Source organism: Paraburkholderia sp. RCC_158 (assembly GCF_041355255.1).
Lineage (GTDB): Bacteria > Pseudomonadota > Gammaproteobacteria > Burkholderiales > Burkholderiaceae > Paraburkholderia > Paraburkholderia graminis.
Map to the genome: position 1 here is coordinate 67,979 of NZ_JBFUPM010000020.1, position 18,848 is coordinate 86,826.

At 61.3% G+C, this 18,848-nt stretch carries 16 protein-coding genes and 2 pseudogenes; 9 read left to right on the forward strand and 9 right to left on the reverse strand.

Annotated elements, in window-relative coordinates:
- Positions 1 to 92 precede the first annotated feature (92 nt).
- Positions 93 to 782 carry a CBS domain-containing protein gene (locus tag AB6809_RS28520; RefSeq protein ID WP_371027681.1) on the forward strand — a complete coding sequence of 230 codons (690 nt, stop codon included), beginning with the start codon at positions 93 to 95 and terminating at the stop codon, positions 780 to 782.
- A gap of 67 nt (positions 783 to 849) precedes the next feature.
- Here AB6809_RS28520 and AB6809_RS28525 read toward each other — a convergent pair whose 3' ends face one another.
- The gene (locus tag AB6809_RS28525; RefSeq protein WP_371027682.1) at positions 850 to 2,286 is read right to left on the reverse strand and encodes an ATP-binding protein; all 1,437 of its coding nucleotides are present in this window, start codon (positions 2,284 to 2,286) and stop codon (positions 850 to 852) included.
- On the reverse strand, positions 2,287 to 2,946 hold the full coding sequence (locus AB6809_RS28530; RefSeq protein WP_371027683.1) for a response regulator: 660 nt from the start codon (positions 2,944 to 2,946) through the stop codon (positions 2,287 to 2,289).
- Positions 2,947 to 3,198: 252 nt separating this feature from the next.
- Between AB6809_RS28530 and AB6809_RS28535 the strand changes: the two genes are divergently transcribed.
- Both AB6809_RS28535 and AB6809_RS28540 read left to right on the forward strand, forming a co-directional pair.
- Complete coding sequence (locus AB6809_RS28535; protein ID WP_006052151.1) at positions 3,199 to 4,122, forward strand: LysR family transcriptional regulator; 924 nt, start codon at positions 3,199 to 3,201, stop codon at positions 4,120 to 4,122.
- Positions 4,123 to 4,166: 44 nt separating this feature from the next.
- Complete coding sequence (locus AB6809_RS28540; protein ID WP_371027684.1) at positions 4,167 to 5,108, forward strand: zinc-binding alcohol dehydrogenase family protein; 942 nt, start codon at positions 4,167 to 4,169, stop codon at positions 5,106 to 5,108.
- 38 nt (positions 5,109 to 5,146) lie between these two features.
- Here the strand turns inward: AB6809_RS28540 and AB6809_RS28545 are convergent, their stop codons facing one another.
- Positions 5,147 to 5,707 (reverse strand): DapH/DapD/GlmU-related protein, encoded by a 561-nt coding sequence (locus tag AB6809_RS28545; RefSeq protein ID WP_371027685.1) that lies wholly within the window; start codon positions 5,705 to 5,707, stop codon positions 5,147 to 5,149.
- Positions 5,708 to 6,198: 491 nt separating this feature from the next.
- Here AB6809_RS28545 and AB6809_RS28550 point away from each other — a divergent pair, with 491 nt between their 5' ends.
- Together AB6809_RS28550 and AB6809_RS28555 are read left to right on the forward strand one after the other, a co-directional pair.
- The gene (locus tag AB6809_RS28550) at positions 6,199 to 8,934 is read left to right on the forward strand and encodes a glucosidase (RefSeq protein WP_371027686.1); all 2,736 of its coding nucleotides are present in this window, start codon (positions 6,199 to 6,201) and stop codon (positions 8,932 to 8,934) included.
- A 1,284-nt stretch (positions 8,935 to 10,218) separates the two neighbouring features.
- A complete protein-coding gene (locus tag AB6809_RS28555; RefSeq protein WP_371027687.1) occupies positions 10,219 to 10,635 on the forward strand; it encodes a nuclear transport factor 2 family protein in 417 nt (138 codons plus the stop codon).
- Positions 10,636 to 10,757: 122 nt separating this feature from the next.
- Here AB6809_RS28555 and AB6809_RS28560 read toward each other — a convergent pair whose 3' ends face one another.
- From AB6809_RS28560 to AB6809_RS28580, 5 genes and pseudogenes are all read right to left on the reverse strand, one after another.
- On the reverse strand, positions 10,758 to 11,489 hold the full coding sequence (locus tag AB6809_RS28560; protein ID WP_371027712.1) for an ABC transporter substrate-binding protein: 732 nt from the start codon (positions 11,487 to 11,489) through the stop codon (positions 10,758 to 10,760).
- A gap of 45 nt (positions 11,490 to 11,534) precedes the next feature.
- A complete protein-coding gene (locus AB6809_RS28565) occupies positions 11,535 to 12,815 on the reverse strand; it encodes an MFS transporter (protein ID WP_192698940.1) in 1,281 nt (426 codons plus the stop codon).
- A gap of 139 nt (positions 12,816 to 12,954) precedes the next feature.
- Positions 12,955 to 14,004: an Ldh family oxidoreductase gene (locus tag AB6809_RS28570; RefSeq protein ID WP_371027713.1), complete on the reverse strand. Its 1,050-nt coding sequence runs from the start codon at positions 14,002 to 14,004 to the stop codon at positions 12,955 to 12,957.
- A gap of 172 nt (positions 14,005 to 14,176) precedes the next feature.
- Positions 14,177 to 15,079 carry a LysR family transcriptional regulator gene (locus AB6809_RS28575; protein ID WP_006052142.1) on the reverse strand — a complete coding sequence of 301 codons (903 nt, stop codon included), beginning with the start codon at positions 15,077 to 15,079 and terminating at the stop codon, positions 14,177 to 14,179.
- 230 nt (positions 15,080 to 15,309) lie between these two features.
- A pseudogene (locus AB6809_RS28580) lies at positions 15,310 to 15,820 on the reverse strand (SDR family oxidoreductase).
- Between AB6809_RS28580 and AB6809_RS28585 the strand changes: the two are divergent.
- The 3 genes from AB6809_RS28585 (at position 15,770) to AB6809_RS28595 (ending at position 18,147) form a co-directional block, all read left to right on the forward strand.
- A complete protein-coding gene (locus tag AB6809_RS28585) occupies positions 15,770 to 15,973 on the forward strand; it encodes a hypothetical protein (RefSeq protein ID WP_371027688.1) in 204 nt (67 codons plus the stop codon). The pseudogene AB6809_RS28580 and the gene AB6809_RS28585 overlap by 51 nt on opposite strands.
- Before the next feature lie 188 nt (positions 15,974 to 16,161).
- A complete protein-coding gene (locus AB6809_RS28590; protein ID WP_029970715.1) occupies positions 16,162 to 16,599 on the forward strand; it encodes an SET domain-containing protein in 438 nt (145 codons plus the stop codon).
- A gap of 417 nt (positions 16,600 to 17,016) precedes the next feature.
- Complete coding sequence (locus AB6809_RS28595) at positions 17,017 to 18,147, forward strand: hypothetical protein (protein ID WP_371027689.1); 1,131 nt, start codon at positions 17,017 to 17,019, stop codon at positions 18,145 to 18,147.
- 61 nt (positions 18,148 to 18,208) lie between these two features.
- Here AB6809_RS28595 and AB6809_RS28600 read toward each other — a convergent pair whose 3' ends face one another.
- Positions 18,209 to 18,532, reverse strand: a complete 324-nt coding sequence (locus tag AB6809_RS28600) for a hypothetical protein (RefSeq protein ID WP_371027715.1) — start codon at positions 18,530 to 18,532, stop codon at positions 18,209 to 18,211.
- Here AB6809_RS28600 and AB6809_RS28605 point away from each other — a divergent pair.
- Positions 18,522 to 18,779 (forward strand): annotated as a pseudogene (locus AB6809_RS28605) (ABC transporter permease subunit); the annotation flags it as partial. The gene AB6809_RS28600 and the pseudogene AB6809_RS28605 overlap by 11 nt on opposite strands.
- Between the last annotated feature and the right edge of the window lie 69 nt (positions 18,780 to 18,848).

Sequence of the window (18,848 nt, forward strand, 5' to 3'; positions counted from 1 at the left end):
ACAGAACGGTGCCGCACACGCCTAACCTTGAATAGCACAGGGGTTTGTCGCGTTGCCCCTCGCTTCAACGCCCAACCTTCAGAAGGCTTACCATGCGCGCATCCGATGTCATGACCGACGCCGTTGTCTCGGCCACGCCCGACATGACCATTCGTCAGGTCGCCAAGATGTTTGTCGATAACGGCATCAGCGGCGCGCCAGTGCTGGATACGGACGGCAGCATCGTCGGCATCATCAGCGAAGGTGATCTGCTTCGCCGCAGCGAGATCGGAACCGACGAGACCAGGCGCGCGTCGTGGCTCGATTTCTGGTCCGCGAGGCACGAGGCGCGCGATTACGTCAAGACGCATGCGGCCAAGGTGAGCGATGTGATGACGACCGATGTGGTGACCGTGCAGCCTGACACGCCGCTTGGCGAAGTTGCGGGCATTCTCGAAGCACGGCACATCAAACGCGTGCCGGTGACGGAACGGGGACAGGTGGTCGGCATCGTGAGTCGTGCCAATCTCGTCCAGGCGCTCGCGAGCGTGCCCCATGAACCGGTGTCGGACGCCACGCTCTCGGACGCGGAAATTCGCGCGGTCCTCATGGGCGAACTGGCGGGGCGCAGATGGGGCTTTGCTGGCCGCAATATCGTGGTGACAGACGGCGTCGTGCATCTATGGGGCGTTTTCCAGTCGGCCGACGCAGTGGATGCCGTGCGCGTCGCGGCGCAGAACATACCCGGCGTCAAGCGTGTGGAAGATCACACCGAGCCGTATCAGATGATGCCGGGTATCTAGTAGCGGAAAGTAGCTCCGTACTTCTGCGCGTGCCCGACACCCGCGTCGCCTGCGATACCAACCGCCGCTAGGCCGCGGCCTTCAGTCGCTCGTCAGGCGCGGCGCCAGAGGCGGGGAACGATAGTTCCACGGCGAGTCCGCGGCTCTCGAGGCCAGGCCCGAAGCGCACGGTCGCGCCAAAATGTTCCGCGATGCGCGCGACAATCGAGAGGCCAAGACCGCTGCCGGTCGCCTGGTTGCCGGTGGCGCGAAAAAACCGGCTGGTCAGACGCGCGACATCTGCCGAGGCCACACCGGGGCCGTCGTCGCGCACGGTCACGACAACGCGATTATCGAGCGGCTCGGTCGCGCTCTTGACCGAAATTTCGATGTTGCCGTCCTCGCTTCCGTACTTGATTGCGTTGTCCAGCAAATTGTCGAACAGGATACCGATCAGCACGGGCTCCGCATCGATCTTGGCCTGCATGTCGCAGTCGAGCATCGCGCGCATGTTTTTTTGCTGCAGGTTGCCGGCGTTCGCCAGCACGGCATGCTTCGCGAGCGACCCAGGCGCGAGCGGTGCCGTCGACAGTTTTTCATGCATGTCCAGACGTGCGAGCAGCAGCAATTGCTCGGCGAGCCGCGCACTGCGATCCACGCCTTGCACGACGCGCTCCATCGCGAGTCGCTGCCGCGCCGGGTCGGGCTCGGCGAGCGCAACCTGTGCCTGGACCTTGATGGCGGCCAGCGGCGTCTTCAGTTCATGCGCGGCGTCGGCGGTAAACGCGCGTTCACGTTCGAGCGAATAGTGCAGACGCGAGAGCAGCAGATTGAGCGCGTCGACGAGCGGGCGCACCTCGGTCGGCGCGTCGCCGATTTCGACAGGCTCGAGGCGGTTGATATGTCGCGAGCGGATTGCATCCGACAGCACGCGCAGCGGCGCAAGGCTCCAGCCGATGCTGAACCACACGAGCAACGCGAGGACCGGCAGCGCAATCAGGGCAGGGCGCGCGATACGGCTCGCCACTCCGCTGACCAGATCGCTGCGCGTATTGGCCTGCTCGAATACGCGCACCGTGTGGCCGAGCGCCGTGCCGCGCAGCGTGAACGAGTGATACGTCTGACCGTCCAGCACGACGTCTTGCGTGCCCGTGACCGCCGGCAGCGGCAGGTCCCATGCACCGAGCGCGCGCAGGGCAGGGCTGCCGGCAATCACGTCGCCGTCGCGCGTGCGCACCTGAAAGAGCGCGTCGCGCGGCAGCGAGTCGTCGTCGTCGTTCTCGCTCGCACTGGTCGCGCCGCCTCTTTCTTCCTCGCGCACGTCGATGTGCGCGTTGGCAAGCGTGGCGAGGTTGGCCCGGTCGAGAAGCGCGAGCACCTGCGCGACTTCCGCGAGGCGCGCTTCTTCCCATTCGCCGACTTCGTGCGTGGCCTCACGATAACTCGACGCAAGCGCAATCGCCCAGACCGCCGCGATGCTGCCGAGCACGAGCAGCATGAGCCGCCTGCGAATGGATGCGCTCATTTACTCTTTCTCCACCACATAGCGGATATTGCGCACGGTTCGTATGAGCTTTGCGCCAAGCTTTCTGCGAAGGTTGGAGATGTGCACCTCGATTGCATTGCTTTCGATTTCCTGCTGCCAGCCATACAGGCTTTCTTCGAGACGCGAACGCGACTGCGGAATGCCCTGGTTGGTCAGCAATTGCAGCAGGATTGCCCATTCGCGCGACGTGAGCGGCACCCGCGTGCCGGCAAGCTGGGCCGTTTGCGCCGCGGGGTTCACCGTGAGATCGCCATAGCGGATCAGCTCGACGCTGCGGCCCTGCGCGCGGCGCAGCAAGGCGCGGCAACGGGCCGTCAGTTCCGTGAGGTCGAAGGGCTTGCCGAGGTAATCGTCCGCGCCGGCCTCCAGACCGCTCACGCGGTCCACCACCGTGCCGCGTGCCGTCAGCACAAGCACCGGCACGTCGTTGCCGGCGTCGCGGATTCGCTTGAGCAGATCCATGCCGGACACGCGCGGCAGGCCGAGATCGAGTACGACGAGCGCGTAGCTCGTGGTGTCCAGCGCGAGACCTGCTTTATGGCCGTCCCGCGCCCAGTCGACCGTGAAACCCGCCTGACGCAGACCCGCTTCGACCCCGCAACCGATCAGGTCGTCGTCTTCAACCAGTAGTACACGCATGGGACGCAAATTCCGTTGAGTGTTGTGATGATGATTGCGATGCATCGCGGAAAAGCGGCGCTGGAGTCCGCAGTTTAACCGCGCTGGCATCGCATGCATTACCGGTATGCGAATGGATTGTGCTTGCCCGCTTGAGCGGCCTTCCTTGACAAAGACCGCGTATTGATACGAACCTTATGCCCCGCAGCAAGCGACGAACGCGACGACATTCGGCTGCACATTACCTGCAAGACCTTGAGCACATGAATACCTATGCCGATAAGCATTTCGTTTGAAGTTCTGGAGGTGCTGGACGCGATCGACCGTACGGGCACGTTCGCTGAAGCTGCGGAAACGTTGCATCGCGTTCCTTCGTCGCTAACGTACCTCGTGCAAAAACTGGAAAGCGACATGCAGGTCGAGCTTTTCGACCGCAGCGGCAGACGGGCGAAACTCACGGAGGCAGGGCGCTTTCTTATCGATGAAGGGCGTCAGCTCCTGGCAGCCGCCCGGCATCTCGAAGCGAAAACGAAGGGCATACAGAGCGGCTGGGAAAGCGAGTTGCGAATATGTCTGGATGCGATTCTGCCGTCCGCCTCGTTGTGGCCGCATGTTCGTGCTTTTTACGACCTTGGAATGGTGACCCAGTTGCGCCTTTCCACCGAAGTGCTTGGCGGCGTATGGGACGCGCTGGTAACGCAACGCGCCGACCTGGCGGTGGGCGCATTCGGCGAGCCGCCGCATGCATCGAATATTGCAGCCCGGCCGATAGGCACCCTTCGTCATGTGTTCGTCGTTGCGCCCGACCATCCACTTGCCGATTTGCCGCAGCCGCTGGAAAGCGCGGCAATCGCGCGATACAGGGGAGTCGTGATAAGCGACACGTCCCGGCAATTGCAGCCTCAATCGGTCGCAAGGCACGACGGACAGAGCGTGATCGTGGTGCCCACGCTCGCAGCCAAGGTCGAAGCGCTGTGCGAAGGTATCGCTGTGGGCATGTTGCCCGATCGCGTGGCGGAAGGTCCGATAAGCGAAGGCAAGCTCGTGACGCGACGCGTCGCGGGCGTGCGTGAATATACAAATTGCTATCTCGCGTGGCGCGAAGACAAAATGGGCCGCGCGTTGGAGTGGTGGATCGCTCAGCTCGACAAACCGGATCTGGTCGAGCGATTTTTTGGGGCGTTGCCGCCGCGTTGATGCATCATTGACGGCATCTCATCCATCGGAGCGTTCCCGTCATCATGAAGGCACTTAGATTTGCGCAGTTCGGTCAGCCGGACGTCTTGTTCGTCGACGAAGTTCCGGCGCCCTCGGCCGGTGCAGATACCGCAATCGTTCAGGTGCGGGCGGCATCCATCAATCCGAGCGACGTAAAGAATGTCGGCGGCCGCATGAGCCAGACGACGCTGCCGCGCACGCCGGGGCGCGACTACTCGGGCGTCGTGATTGACGGCCCGCAGGAATGGCTCGGCGTGGAAGTGTGGGGCTCGGGCGATGCCGGCTTTACCTATGACGGCACACACGCCGAGCAGATCGCGGTGCCCGTCGCGAGCCTTTGCCGCAAGCCGGGCAACCTGTCGCACGAACAGGCGGCTGCGATCGGCGTCAACTTCGTGACCGCGTGGTGCGCGATAGTCGAAGCGGCGCAGGTCACGAACGCGGACACGGTGGCGATCATCGGGCTGGGCGGCGTAGGCGGCGCGGCGGCGCAGATCGCGCGGCGCATTGGGGCAAGGGTGATTGGCGTGACGCGAGGCGCGCGCATGAACCCGTATGTCGATGCCGCCGTCGACAGCCTCGGCGATACCGTCGCGCAGTTGCGTGCGGCGAGCGATGGCGGCGCATCCGTCGTGTTCGATACGGTGGGCGGCTCGATGTTCGAAACGGCCGTCAAAATGCTCGCGCTGCGTGGACGTCTGATCGAAATCTCGGCGACGGATCGTCGTCAGGTGAGCTTTGACCTGGCCGATTTTTATCACAATGAAAGCCGGCTAATGGGCGTCGATTCGCTCAAGCGGGACCTCACCGCGGCCGCCAGGATTCTCGAAGACTTGCGCGCTGGGTTCGAGGAGGGCAGTTATCAGCCGCCCGCCATCGCGAGAACGTATCCACTCGGCGATGCCGTCGCGGCTTACCGTGCCGTCGACGCGGGCACGTCGGGACGCATCGTGTTGAGCCTGTGAAAGCCGCGCTGTGAAAGCCGCAGCGGCGCGACGTCAGTCTAGCTGCGGACCCAGTCATCAGGCGCTTCGAATGTCTTGATCACGCGTGCCGGTATGCCGCCGGCGAGGCTCCTGGGAGGAATTGCGCCGGTGACAATCGATCCGGCCGCAATGACACTGTGGTCGCCGATAGAAGCGCCTGCCAGAATCATCGAGTTCGCACCGATCCACACGTTGTTGCCGATTGAAACCGATGCCTCGGTTAGCGGTTCATCCGGACATACCTGATGAAAGTGCGTGTCGTAGATATAGACCATGTCCGCGACCTTCACGGAGTGGCCGATCTTGATCGATTTCGCGGCGCATAAAACGACACCGTCGTTGAATAATGCGTTGTCGCCCACTTCGAGTACGGCATCCTGGAGCACCGTGAATTGCTGCCGAAGACGAAACGAGCGGAAGCAACAATTCTCTCCGAGCGTGACGCGTCCTTTGCCGGCGAAATCAGGAAAGTATCCGTCGACTATGGGTCGTCCCGCAAATTGGATGGTCCGCGGTTTGACAAGCGAATAAAGGAGTCCCTTGAGGCTGGATCTTTTCAAAATACTTCTGAGGTCCATTTCTTTGACTCCTCCGAGTAATGCGTCAACGATAGGGAACTCGATATGGAAAATCGGGCCTTCGATGGTTGCGTTTTGGGGATGCGATTCTGACGTGACTCATTTGTTCACGCCGGGACAGGCCGCGGTATGGAGCCGGCCGTTCGCGGTATCGATATGCGGAACAGGTGAGTATACCAGTGCCTTCGGAGGCGGCTGAGTTGGCGGCTGAGTTGGCATGAGTTCGCGACGACAGGCGGTGTCACCAGGTGCCCGTCGCGCTTCGCAGCCGCACCTACGCGCGAGCACCTGGATTAGTTCCACGTGCAGCGGGATCGATGCTTTTCCAATAGTCATTCGCAAGGGCCGCTTACCGTCGGTTTCCTCGGAGCGCATGGGACTAAGGTCCAATGGCGGCGGTGGTTCGAAGGTTGTAGCGTGAGCAGCAGCGGTCTGGCTGTTCTGTTTCATCACGACCAGCACATCGCGGCTCACCTGTACCGGAGGAAAACATGGGCCCTGCAATCGTGGATGTAGCCGAACAAGCACGCCTGAACGATGCGCGCGAGGCGAACGTGCCGTGGAAGAAGTGGGGGCCCTACCTCAGCGAGCGGCAGTGGGGCACGGTGCGTGAAGACTACAGTGACAACGGCGATGCGTGGAACTACTTCACCCATGACCATGCGCGTTCGCGCGCCTACAGGTGGGGCGAGGACGGGCTAGGCGGATTGTGTGACGATCAGCAGCGGCTGTGTTTTGCGCTGGCGTTATGGAATGGGCAGGACGCCATCCTGAAGGAGCGCCTGTTCGGCCTCACCAACAGTGAGGGCAATCATGGCGAGGACGTGAAGGAGTATTACTTCTATGTCGACAGCACGCCCACGCATTCGTACATGAAGTACCTCTATAAATATCCTCAGCGCGAATATCCGTACCGGGATCTCGTCCAGACGAACCGCCAAAGATCGCGCGAGGAGATGGAATACGAACTGCTGGACACCGGCATCTTCGACGATGACCGCTATTTCGACGTATTCGTGGAATACGCGAAGGCCGCTCCGGAAGACATCCTCGTGCGGATTACCGTGCACAACCGCGGACCCGAGACCGCACCGTTACGCGTTCTGCCGACACTCTGGTTCCGCAATACATGGTCATGGGGCGAGGACGAGCGCAAGCCGTCCGTGCAGGATGCGGGCGCTGGCGTCATCCGGGCCGCGCACCACGATCTCGGCGAATACTGGCTTCACTGCGAAGGCGCACCAGAGACGCTTTTCACCGAAAACGAAAGCAATACGCAGCGCCTGTGGGATCAGTCCAACGCGTCGCGCTATGTCAAGGATGCGTTCCATGAGTACGTTGTCTCGGGACAGCGCGACGCCGTGAATCCGGAGAGAACCGGAACCAAGGCAGCGGCCCATTACTGCTGCGAGGTGCCTGGCGGCGGCAGCGCGACCATCCGCTTGCGCCTTGCGCCATCCAGACTCGACGACGCCTTCGGCGGCTTCGAGCAGATCTTCGATAGCCGCCTCGCCGATGCCAACGAGTTCTACGAGCGCATTACGCCCAGATCGCTGTCCGAAGACCAGCGCCGGGTGCATCGTCAGGCGTTGGCAGGCATGCTCTGGGGCAAGCAGTACTATTACTTCGATCTCGAACTGTGGCTGCGCGAGCATGGCAGCCATCCATTGCTCGACTCCGCGCGGCGCGATGTGCGCAATACCGAGTGGTTTCACATGTTGAACGCCGACGTGATCTCGATGCCGGACAAGTGGGAGTACCCGTGGTACGCGGCCTGGGACCTGGCCTTTCACACGATCGCGCTGGCGCAGGTCGATTTCGACTTCGCGAAGGAGCAGTTGCTGCTGATGCTGCGCAGCCTGTACGTGCACCCGAGCGGGCAAATTCCCGCCTACGAGTGGAATTTCAGCGATGTGAATCCGCCGGTGCACGCCGCCGCCACGCTGTGGCTGTACAAGTATGAAAAAGAACTGGGACGAGCCGACCCGCGTTTCCTGGAGCGCTCGTTTCAGGGGCTGATGCTCAACTTTAACTGGTGGGTCAATCGCAAGGACCCCTCGGGCCGCAACGTATTCGCCGGCGGCTTTCTCGGTCTCGACAACATCGGCGTGTTCGACCGCAGCGCGGAACTGCCGACGGGCGGGGCGCTAGAACAGGCGGACGGCACCGCATGGATGGCGTTTTACTGCCAGACCATGCTGGAGATGGCGATCAATCTGACCGAGTACGACCCGCTCTACGAGGAGGTCGCCTTCAAGTTCGTTCAGCATTTCATGTGGATCGCCTATGCGATGGACCGACGCGGCGAACACGAAGACGAGATGTGGGACGAGCAGGACGGCTTTTTCTATGATCTGCTGCGCCTGCCCGACGGCAAGACGACGCGGCTGAAGATCAGGTCGCTGGTCGGGCTGCTGCCGTTGTGCGCGTCCACGGTGTTCGAGGCGCACTCTCTCGAGCGCATGCCCAGGCTCGCCGCGCTGATCGCGCAGTTTCGCAAACGCTACCCCGAATTGATCGCGCAGATTGCCCCGACCGACACGGGCTTCATCGGCTATAACCAGCGCAGGCTGCTGTCCATTCTGAACAGGCGCAAGCTGGAACGGGTGCTGCGCTATATGCTCGACGAGAACGAATTCCTCGGGCCGCACGGCATCCGTTCGCTCTCCCTGTATCACCTGGAACATCCTTATGTGATCAACGTCGGCGGACAGGAGTACAAGGTGCAATACCTGCCGGCCGAATCGAATACCGGCATGTTCGGCGGCAATTCCAACTGGCGCGGACCGGTGTGGATGCCGGTCAACCTGCTGATCGTCCGCGCGCTGGTGAACCTGTACAGTTTTTTCGGCGATGACTTCAAGGTCGAATGCCCCACCGGCTCCGGGCAGCAGATGACGCTCTTCGAAGTGGCGCAGGAGATTGTTCGTCGTCTGACCGGCACGTTCCTGCGCAATGCGGAAGGCAAACGACCGGTCTACGGCGGAACGGAAAAATTCCAGAGCGATCCCCACTGGCGCGACCTGATTCTATTTTACGAGTACTTTCACGGTGACAACGGCGCGGGCCTCGGCGCCAGTCACCAAACCGGCTGGACCGGTCTCGTCGCGCCGCTGCTCGATCTGTTCGGGCGCGTCGACGCGAAGACCGCGCTGGAAATCGATCGTGCACGCGTGATGTCGCAAGTCGTCAGGGGGCAGGTGGGCGGAGAAGAGACCGGTCGATAATGAGCAAGGCAAAGTGCCCGAGGTATGCCGCCGGTTTGCAGAAATTTGTTCCTGGCCAGCGGGCCTTAAACAAAGGCTCGGGCGCTCTCAAGACCAATTTTCCCACGACGGTTTGGGCAAAAAATTGTTCCTTTAGGCAGCAATTGCATAAATTTGTAGATTTCCCCAAGTGCCCGTGTTCCATGCGTCCGCTTGAACTCTTCCAGCCCAACGCTATTGTCCATCGTCAACCATTTTTGAGCCACCGACGTCCGTTCGCCCGGGCTGCGCTGCGGATGCTGTTTCCGAACCCTTAATCGTTCTGATTGTCGGCGGCATGAGCATCGATACATCGCATTCGCAACGCCGGACGACGGGATTGCTGAAAAGTAGAGCCGCGGGTGCGGCTGCCTCCAGCAGCGGAGATCCGAACTCCGCATCGAAGATATGCAAGCAAAGCCGCGCAATGACAATCGTTGCCAAAGACCGTTGTCAACAGCCGGATGACCAGCGAGTCTGAGACATCTAGATTTTTCATGACCTTTGGGGACGTTAGACATCCACGAGTATCGGTTCCGCGCGCACCGCTATCGGCCACATGAATGCCTCCGCGCCTATCGGCAGACGTCGAATAAGCCCGATGGAGGAAACTGCGGAATGCCCCGATGCGGGCCTGAAGGCTTCGCGGCAGTGGCGATTGATGGGCCGGGGTGCTTAGCGGTGTCGGATGCAGCGCGTTCAGGCGGGATAGGCGTCGAGTTGTCCCGCGCTGTCAGCGTCGAAACGAGAAAAGGTAAATTGCACCGGGCGGCGTCGACCTGCGAACAGACCAAGATGATGGCTTTGCGCGACAGATTGCATGCGATCCAGTTCGGCATCGTCGCGGGCGTGCCGGCACATGAGCACGACGGCGAAACTCTGCGGTATTCAATCGACGTACCGTACGAGTTTCGAGATTGCATACAGCAGAGTTGTGTCAAGGGGCAAAAATTGGACCGGTGGTCGCCTGATTCGCCTCACAGTGTCATGCGTCGTTCGCCGGAGATTTTCGGGCTGGCATACACGCGGCATGGGTGGGGGGCGTGTCGATCGATGTCATGAATGAGGCTATCTGTGCAGCAGCGAGCGGAGCGAGCGAACACCATCTCGGGTTTCGTCGAATCGGTCTGCACGGCCGGTTCGATTTGTTCGATACGCTGTACTGGTACCCGCGCTCCGCTCATCTCGCGCCACGTCCTCGCCGCCAATCCACAAGGTAGCCGATTAAAACGGACACGATCCGATAAAAGGAAATGGAGAGATTCGATGAGCATCGAAGAGAACATTCAGATCGTGAAGGATTTCTTTGCAGCGATAGGCAGCGGCGATAAGCAAGGTCTGCTGGCGTTGGTTGCCGAAGATATCGAGTGGGTAATTCCGGGCGAAGATTGGCCGCTGGCCGGCACGCACCGCAGGCACGCGGGGTTGGCGAAAGTGCTTCAGAAGGCTTCAGAGGAGGTGGAAATGACCTATCCAAAGCCTCCCGAATTCGTGGCGCAGGGAGACCGGGTTCTGGTCGTCGGCGTCGCTACGGGGAAAATCAAAGCGACGAACAGGACGTTCAAGGACGAGTGGGTATTCGCCATTACCGTCCGGAATGGCAAGCTGGCGAATATCCGGGAATATATCGACACGCAAGCACTGGCGCGGGCCTCTGACACGGACGCGAGCCGCGGGCTCTGAACCATCGGGATCGATACCCACGCAACGTCTACCAGGTTATGTTGACCGCCGTGCACTTCACTGCCGCGCGATAGAAGGTTCGGATGTGTAAGTGAGGGCGGTCGGCTGCTGCGTGGCTTCCGTTATGCAGCAGGCGCAATTGACGCGCCGATGATGTTGTGGCGTGCGAGTGACTGCGCGACGAGCCCGGACGCCTTCGCTTCCTCGACGAAAGCCCCCAATGCATCTGCTGCCGCTGGTCCACGGCTCTTCGGCAAACCCATTGCCTGACGGATCACCATGAATCGCTTATCGAGCAAACGCAAGCCCCGCGCTCGAGCTGCGTCTGCCTCGAGTTGTTGCTTGACGCCAGCCGCAACTTCGAGGCCCTGGTCCAGGAAGGTTTGGACGACTGTCGGGGACGTCGGCGCGCGTACGATTTGCGCATGCTTGAGCTCGCGAGTCAGGAACAGGTCATAAGCGCTTCCCTCGCCGACGGCCACGCGGACGGCCCGCTGATCGACGTCCTCGTTGCAGCGAATCAGCGAAGCGTCGCGGACCAGGTAGTAGCCTTCGATCAAAACGTATGGCTCGGTGAACGCGATGGTTTCTCCTCGTCGTGGGTCGACGGCGAAGAAGCCGACGTCTGCTCGTTCCTCGCTGACCACCTGGACAGACTTGCCCGCCGAATCGCAGACCATGAGCTCGAACTCCACCCCGAGGGTTGCGGCCAAGGCCCGCGCGAGGTCGACCGAAACACCGGTCGGTGCGCCTGACGTGTCCTTGCCCGCGAGAATCGGGTTGCCAAGATTGATCGATGCGCGCAGCTTGCCGGTAGGTGCGAACGCGCGAATGACGGATAGGTCGGGTTTCATGGTGAGAGTGTTAGAAGGTTGGAATTCGTGGATGAGCATGAGTGTTCAGCCGCAGACCCGCGCGTTGCTCGACTTTAGCTTCGTCGACGAACGCGGTCGCAGCAGTATTGCCACGGCGAGCACGCTGGCAAGCGCAATGCCGCCAGCGAGGACGAACGCGCTGAAGAAGGTATGACTTTGCTCGACGAGAAATCCGGTTGCAGCCGGCCCGACGATCCCTGCGCAGTTTGCGATGGCGTGCACGCATCCGCCGACGCTGCCGAGCCTCGGACCGGGGATCGTGTCCTGAATCAGCGCCCAGTAGGTGCTACCGCTGAGATATAGCGCGAACACGGCAATGGCCATCAGCAGCAGCGCGCTGGCTGTCGTGGTCACGGCGCCGGCCAGCGTAACGCAAACTCCCGCAGTCCCGAGGCATACGATCAGTACCCGTTTACGGGCACGCAACGCATTGCCCGTGCGGCGAAAAATAAAGTCCGACAGCACACCGCTCAAGCCATAACCGATGAACCCTAGCAACCACGGCAGTACCGTCGCGAGACTCATACTCTTGAGGCTCAAATGACGGTCCATCATCAGAAAGCTCGGAAACCATGTCAGAAAGAAGAAGAGGATGTAGCTGTAGCCAAAGTACGAAATCATCGCCGCTAGAATGGCCGGCTGCTTGAGGTAGAAGCCGAGGCGCTGCACGTCCGAAGGATCTTCCGGGACGCTGCGGTCGGATTCGATAAGCCGACGCTCGTCGTCGGATACGCGCGGATGCTGATGCGGCTTGTCCGTCGCCATGAACTGCCAGAAGATCAGCCAGAGCAATCCCAAACACGCGATTGCCGCGAAGGCGACGCGCCAGCCGTAAGTCGCAGTCAGCAGACCGACTACCGGCCCCGCAACCGCGCCACCCAAGGGCAGACCGCAGTTCGCGAAGCCGAATGCAGTCGCCGATTCCTTATGCGGGAACCAGTTGTTCACGAGCTTGTTGATCGTTGTCGCAAGCGGACCCTCGGCCATGCCGAACAAGGTGCGCACTGCCAGCAGCGACCCGAAGCCGGAGGCGAGGCCGGTCGCGCCGCATAGCAACGACCACATCAGGACTGCGCCTGAAAAGACGCGCTTGCCGCCCCAGCGGTCCGCCGCCCATCCGCCTATGAAATTGAATGCCGCGTAGCCGATGAAGAAGGTCGAAAACAACAGCCCGAGGCTGCCGGGCGACATATGCAGTTCCCGCATGACGGCGGGCGCGGCGACGGACAGCGCCGAGCGGTCGAGATAATTGATGAAGCCTGCGATGAACAGCAGCAGGACGATGCGCCATCGGATGTTTGTCACCTGTTGTCTCCTTCAAGCTTGCTATGTGCTTGACCGCCGGGCGCGCGTTGGGCCGCCCGGCCTGTCGCTTTTCTGTTCGCCGGCGCGCCGCGGGTCGAGGCGGTATGGGCGTTGTGGGTTACGCAGATAAATAGGCTTTTCAGTGCTGCGGACGCGCGGCCGCTTCCAGCATCGCGAGTTGTGCCGCACCGATATCGATGCCTTCGGCCATCTGGCGTTCCAGACGGCCGAGTTCGATCTCGCCGGGCACGATCACGGGCGCATCCGGATCGGCAGGCCTCGAGCCGTGCAGGATTGCCGCATAGTCGGCCATATGCTTCGCGAGCCACTCGGTGCTGCCGAGCCTGGTTGTATCGATCAGGATGAAGAAGTGGCCGAGATTCTGCGGTTGCTCAGGGTCGTCTTCCCAGGACTTCACGTGCGTCAGATAGGCCGCGCCGGAAAGCAGTCCAGCGAACAGGTCAACGACCAGCGCGAGGCCGTAGCCTTTGTGGCCGCCAATCGGCAGCAGGAAGCCATCGAGCGCTGCTTTTGGGTCGGTGGTCGGCTTGCCTTGGGCGTCGGTCGCCCAATCGATGGGAATCGGTTCACCGCGCTTGAGCGCGTTTCGAATCTTTGCCCGCGCCGCAACGCTGATCGCCATGTCCAGAATGAACGGATGACCGTCCGGATCCGGAACGCCGAAGCCGACGGGACTGTTTCCCAGGCGCGCATCGGTGCCTCCCCACGGCGCGATAGTCGTCGTCGCATTGCTGCCGATGATACTGGCGAACCCCTGCCTGGCAGCGAGGTACGAATAGGGCGACACCGGGCCGAAATGATTGCTGCCCCGAACGAACACGCACGCGATGCCATGTTTGCGCGCCGCCGTCATCGCCAGATCGAGTGCGCGATAGCCGACGAGCGGACCGATGCCGTTGTCGCCATCGAGTCGGTGAAGCGCGGGACCGACCTGTTGCGCGGTGATCGACGGGGTGGGATTGATGCCACCGATGCGCAGGCGAGAGCCGTACGATTCGATTCGGCTGGTGCCGTGAGTGCGCAAGCCAAACAGGTCGGCGAGCACGAGGATGGTGGCGGTGTCGGTAGCGTCGGCGCGATTCAGGCCGAGCGCACAGAGTGCTTCGATGGTCAGCTCGGTCAGTTGCGCCTTGCTGACGATGCCGTGCGTTGAGGTGGGGTGCGTCATGGACAGGGTGTCTCCTTCGATCAAAAAACAGTGCGAATCAGGTGGCTGCGACAGACAGCGCTTCCTTTTTGCAGATGATCGGGGAAAGGCGACCCACGTGACAAACGCATATTTCCGTGCAATTGGTGCGTCGTATGCACGAATCGATTCAAACTACCGGATAGCCGCGAAGCTATTGCAACGCATCGGATGCGCGCATCTCCGTCAGCAACTGGAGGAAGAAGCGTCCGGCGGAAGACAAGCCGCGTCCGCGACGCTGAAGTACGCCGAGTGTGCGCCGGATAGGCGGATCGGTGAGCGCCACGCTGGCGAGCACCTTGTGTGGCCCGCGAGGCATGGCCAGACGAGGCACGACGCCCACGCCAAGCCCTGCTTCGATCAGGCTCACGAGAGCGGGCACATGGCGCACTTCGCAGAACCATTTCGGGCGCTCAGCGACGCCCGCCAGCGCCTCATCTATCACGGCGCGATTGCCGCTGCCTTGCGCTATCGCCAGATAGTCGAGGTTGGCGAGTTCGGCCCAGGCGACAGCTTTGCGTTTCGCGAGCGGATGACTGCGCGGGCAGGCGAGAACGAACGGGTCGTCGAGGAGCGGCGTGAACTCGATATCGGGCTCGTGTGTCCCGACGTAAGTTAGCCCGAAATCAGCTTCACCCCGCGCGACAGCGAGAAAAACCATCGACGACGGCTCGTCGATCAGACGCAGCCGGATGCCCGGGTAGCGTTGATGATAGGCCGCAATGGCCTCCGGAAGGAAATAGCGTACAGCCGAAGGCACGCACGCAATGGTGAGTTCGCCCGTCATCTTGCGGGCGAGATCGTCGAATTCCAGCATCGAGTTGTCGACCTCGTTGAGGATCCGATACGCGCGCTCCAGAAATCCGCGGCCGACGATGGTCAAATCCATCTTGCGCGTGGTTCGCTCGAAAAGCCTGACGCCTAGTGCCTCCTCCAGCTTTTCTATTCGACGCGATAGCGCTGATGCCGAAAGATGCAGCGTGTCCGCTGCGGCGCGAAAGCTCCCCAGGTCGGCTGTAGCGACAAAGGCGCGCAAGTCGGATATCTCGAAGTCCATCCCAATGGTCACACCGTGAAAGGAGTTGGCTAGTGTCGGTGGCGTGGGACCCGATGTCAATTCGCGCGTGCGATACACGAATCGGCATTTTTGCGCTTCGCCCGCCGCGATGGGGACGCAGCTCGGACCGTAGTAAAGAGCGCGTGTGGCGCACGGTCGTTGCGCTGATGCTTCCGGCGCTCGCAGTCATGCCAGCAAGGAAGCGAGCCAATGTGTTACCGCTACGGCTTCTAGGGATTGCCCGCACCTCCTGACGCGCCGAATACCTGCCCGGTCACGTAGCTCGCCTGCGTGGACGCGAGCTCTACGTAAAGCGGTGCAATTTCGGCGGGCTGCCCAGGGCGACCCATCGGCACCTGCTCGCCGAACTTCTGCACGTTTTCCGGCGTCTGTCACGCCGGTGACCTGCAGCGCTGTCCAGAACGGACCGGGTGCCACGGCGTTGACGCGAATGCCTCGCTTGATCATCTGCTTCGCGAGCCCTTTCGTGAAGTTCGCAATTCCCGCTTTTGTCAGCGCGTAATCGAGCAGGTTCGCGGACGGCTCGTACGCGTTCACCGAACTGGTGTTGATGATGGCGGAGCCCGGCGGCATGTGCGGAATCGCGGCCTTTGTAATCCAGAACATCGCGTGCAGGTTGGTGCGCAATGTCCAGTCGAACTGCTCGGTCGTGATGTCGAGGATCGAATCGTGACTTTGCTGGCGACCGGCGTTGTTGATCAGAATGTCGAGGCCGCCCAGTTGTTGCCGGGACGCAAGGCGGTCGCGTTACCGGGCGACATTCGCAGTGAGTCGTTCTGCCAGTCACTTGTGAACAACGCCTGGCCCGCATCCTCGCGAGTCGGCGGCGACGAGCGAGCTACTCGCGACAGCAGCAGCAAGGCGGATTCCTGAGTCGAACATGGTGTCGGCGTGATGAGGCGCGTACGCACATGACGCAACCGATGATGTACGCTTACCGACTTAGAGAGCTTCATGAGAAAGATTTGTCTACGACCGGCGGCGCGATGGCATCGTCGCCGGCCGAGCGGCCGTGGCTCTCCAGAATGCGTCGATAGTCCTTCACACACGATCAATCAACGATGAGAAGAATTTCTGTCCGTCGCTCGAGCGTCCATGGCCGCGGCGTGTTTGCGCTGAGAGCGCTGCGCGCCGGCGAACTCATCCTCGAATACACCGGTACGGTCATGGCCTGGAAGCATGCCGTAAGCCGCCATCGCCGATTCGGGGAGGCGGGCCATACGTTCCTCTTTGGTCTTTCCGATGGGCGCGTCATTGACGGTTCGCTTGGCGGCAACAGTGCGCGCTGGCTTAACCATGCCTGCGTCGCCAACTGTGAGGCGGTCGAGTCCGACGGAAGGGTCTACATTCAGGCAGTGTCGAATATCAAAGCCGGCGACGAGCTGTTTATCGCATATGGACTCACGACGGAGGGCCGCGCTTCAGCCGCAGTGCGGGCCCAGTATGCGTGCCGCTGCGGTCACCGTCGATGCCGCGGAACGATGCTCGCTCGCGTGTGACGCAACTTGGCCTCGGTGCGGGGATTGCCTGAAACGAAGGCCGGCCGTCTGGCTGGAGACATCATGTGTGGGAGTGAGCCCAAGCTTGCAGAACACATGCAGCTTGTTTCCAAAGTGTAAGTCGAGGACGTCGCTTTAGCGACGATCACGGCTACTCCCGCCTTTGAACCTTAAGAGAACCTGAAGCATGCCCCGCTATTACCTGGGAAAACGATAAGGAGCGCTATGCAATGGAATGCCTAAGCTGTAGCAGCGTCCATTATTTCGTGGTGCGCGCCTGGTCAGACGTATTCCGACGACGACAATGGGAGGTATGCGATGCGGAAGTACAGGTGGGCGAATGCATTGGTCGCATCAGCGGCTGTCGCGATTGCAGGCTGTGGCGGGGATGATCTCAACAATGGCGGACCGCACCACGTGTCGGACATATCCGTACCCAACGTCAAGGCGGGCGTGAACTTCTCATTCGATATCGGCGTCGTCCTGGGTAGCCGGTACTACTTCACTGACAGGAACAACACATCGCTGGATCAGATCGACATACCGTCGAAAGCCTTCGTCAAGCTCATCCAGGGAAGCGGGCCGTTCGCGTTCACTGGCCTCGGTCCCGGACCGAATTCGCAGGCAGGTCCAGACGGCGCAACTCCGGTCGGCAATCTCATCTATGCGGGCGACGTGAACTCCGTCAAGGTGGTCGATCCATCGGCGGGCATCGTAACGAGCAAGATCACGGTCAGCGCAACGGGTGTGCGCGCAGATGAAGGTTGCGTGGATTCCGTGCACGGCATCTTCATGATTTCAAGCCCGGAAGAGACGCCTCCGTTCGCTACATTCATCAACACGGCCACGCAGACCGTTATCGCCAAAGTGACGTTCACCGATAGCGCAGGCCAGCCCACCGCGGGCCTCGAAGCCTGCCGGTACGACGCTGCCGGCGACAACTTCTATGTGAACGTCGACGGAAGCACGGCGAATCCTCATGGCGAGCTGGTGAAATTGCCAGGTGCGGCGATTCGCGCGATACCGAACGGTGCTACGCAGAACTACACGACCCTTGCGGGCGTCGCGATGTACTCCGAAGGCAATTGTGATCCTACCGGGCTGGCACTTGGACCCGGAAGCGATATTGCCGTGGGGTGCAGGGAAGGGACGAGTGGCGCTCCCTTACTGATGCAGATACTGAACCGTTCGAACGGCGCGCTTGTGGCGTCTCTCAACGCTGGCGGCGGCGATCAGCTCGAATACGATGCGCCCACCAACCGGTACTACAACGCAGCGAGCCGCTGGACGTCTTCTGGCAATGCATCGACCAACGGCGCCTGCTCGGCCGCCTCGCCATGCACGCCGGTGCTGACTATCGTGGACGCAGGCAACCGCCGTGTTGTTACCCGCCTGAACACGGGCAATAACGCGCACTCAGTTGCGGTCGATCCGGCGACGGGTCTCATCTTCGTTCCGTATTCTTCAGCGACATCGCCTGCGGGCTGTCCGGGTTGCGCAGCGAACGGGTTCGTCAATGGCGGGGTGTCGCTTTTCGCGGCGCGATGAGACCCGTAACGGCAACAGACCGACGCGGCGGCATGGATGCGCTCGATGGCAGGCCATTTGCCTAAAAGCGCCCGCGATCGAACTCCGGCAGTGCACGCGTTCCTTCAATAGCGACGGAGTGCAGCAGTTCAGAATCCAGCCGTTCGTCGGGCAAGGCGATAAGCATGCCGACTTTGCGTTTGCATACGGCGCGCCGGCGGGCGCGATTGCTTTCGTCAGCACGATCCAGCTTCGCAAAGCGGGGTTCGATGCGGCCGTTGATACCCGTGAGGCATTTTGCAACGCGCAGCAGTATTTCATAGACCGGAAGCTCCTGCCCCCCGCATCGTGATAGGTCCAGGGAGGCAGATCGCCGCGTCAATCCGTTGGCCTGGCCGACGCTCACGCACGTGACCGTCTCGGGTGTAGTGACACTCATCTGCGCGCTGATCGTTTATCAGGCCGCGTACCTCTCCGAAGTCATCCGCTCCGGCATTGAGGCGATTCCTCGCGGGCAATTCGAAGCGGCACGCGCGCTCGGACTCGGCTACATGACGACGCTGCGGCAGGTGATCGTGCCACAGGCTCTCTACAACGTGTTGCCGAGCATGCTGAGCGAATTCATTTCGACGATTAAGGAAACGTCGCTGGGGACGCCGACATTCACCGCTATCGAGCGACGAATGTCGGCAAATCGATTGGAACAGTCGCACCTGCATCGA

Excerpts from the sequence above, each read along its gene's own strand:
- AB6809_RS28520 (WP_371027681.1), top strand. The coding sequence starts at position 93 with ATGCGCGCATCCGATGTCATGACCGACGCCGTTGTCTCGGCCACGCCC.
- AB6809_RS28525 (WP_371027682.1), bottom strand. The coding sequence starts at position 2,286 with ATGAGCGCATCCATTCGCAGGCGGCTCATGCTGCTCGTGCTCGGCAGC.
- AB6809_RS28530 (WP_371027683.1), bottom strand. The coding sequence starts at position 2,946 with ATGCGTGTACTACTGGTTGAAGACGACGACCTGATCGGTTGCGGGGTC.
- AB6809_RS28535 (WP_006052151.1), top strand. The coding sequence starts at position 3,199 with ATGCCGATAAGCATTTCGTTTGAAGTTCTGGAGGTGCTGGACGCGATC.
- AB6809_RS28540 (WP_371027684.1), top strand. The coding sequence starts at position 4,167 with ATGAAGGCACTTAGATTTGCGCAGTTCGGTCAGCCGGACGTCTTGTTC.
- AB6809_RS28545 (WP_371027685.1), bottom strand. The coding sequence starts at position 5,707 with ATGGACCTCAGAAGTATTTTGAAAAGATCCAGCCTCAAGGGACTCCTT.
- AB6809_RS28550 (WP_371027686.1), top strand. The coding sequence starts at position 6,199 with ATGGGCCCTGCAATCGTGGATGTAGCCGAACAAGCACGCCTGAACGAT.
- AB6809_RS28555 (WP_371027687.1), top strand. The coding sequence starts at position 10,219 with ATGAGCATCGAAGAGAACATTCAGATCGTGAAGGATTTCTTTGCAGCG.
- AB6809_RS28560 (WP_371027712.1), bottom strand. The coding sequence starts at position 11,489 with ATGAAACCCGACCTATCCGTCATTCGCGCGTTCGCACCTACCGGCAAG.
- AB6809_RS28570 (WP_371027713.1), bottom strand. The coding sequence starts at position 14,004 with ATGACGCACCCCACCTCAACGCACGGCATCGTCAGCAAGGCGCAACTG.
- AB6809_RS28575 (WP_006052142.1), bottom strand. The coding sequence starts at position 15,079 with ATGGACTTCGAGATATCCGACTTGCGCGCCTTTGTCGCTACAGCCGAC.
- AB6809_RS28590 (WP_029970715.1), top strand. The coding sequence starts at position 16,162 with ATGAGAAGAATTTCTGTCCGTCGCTCGAGCGTCCATGGCCGCGGCGTG.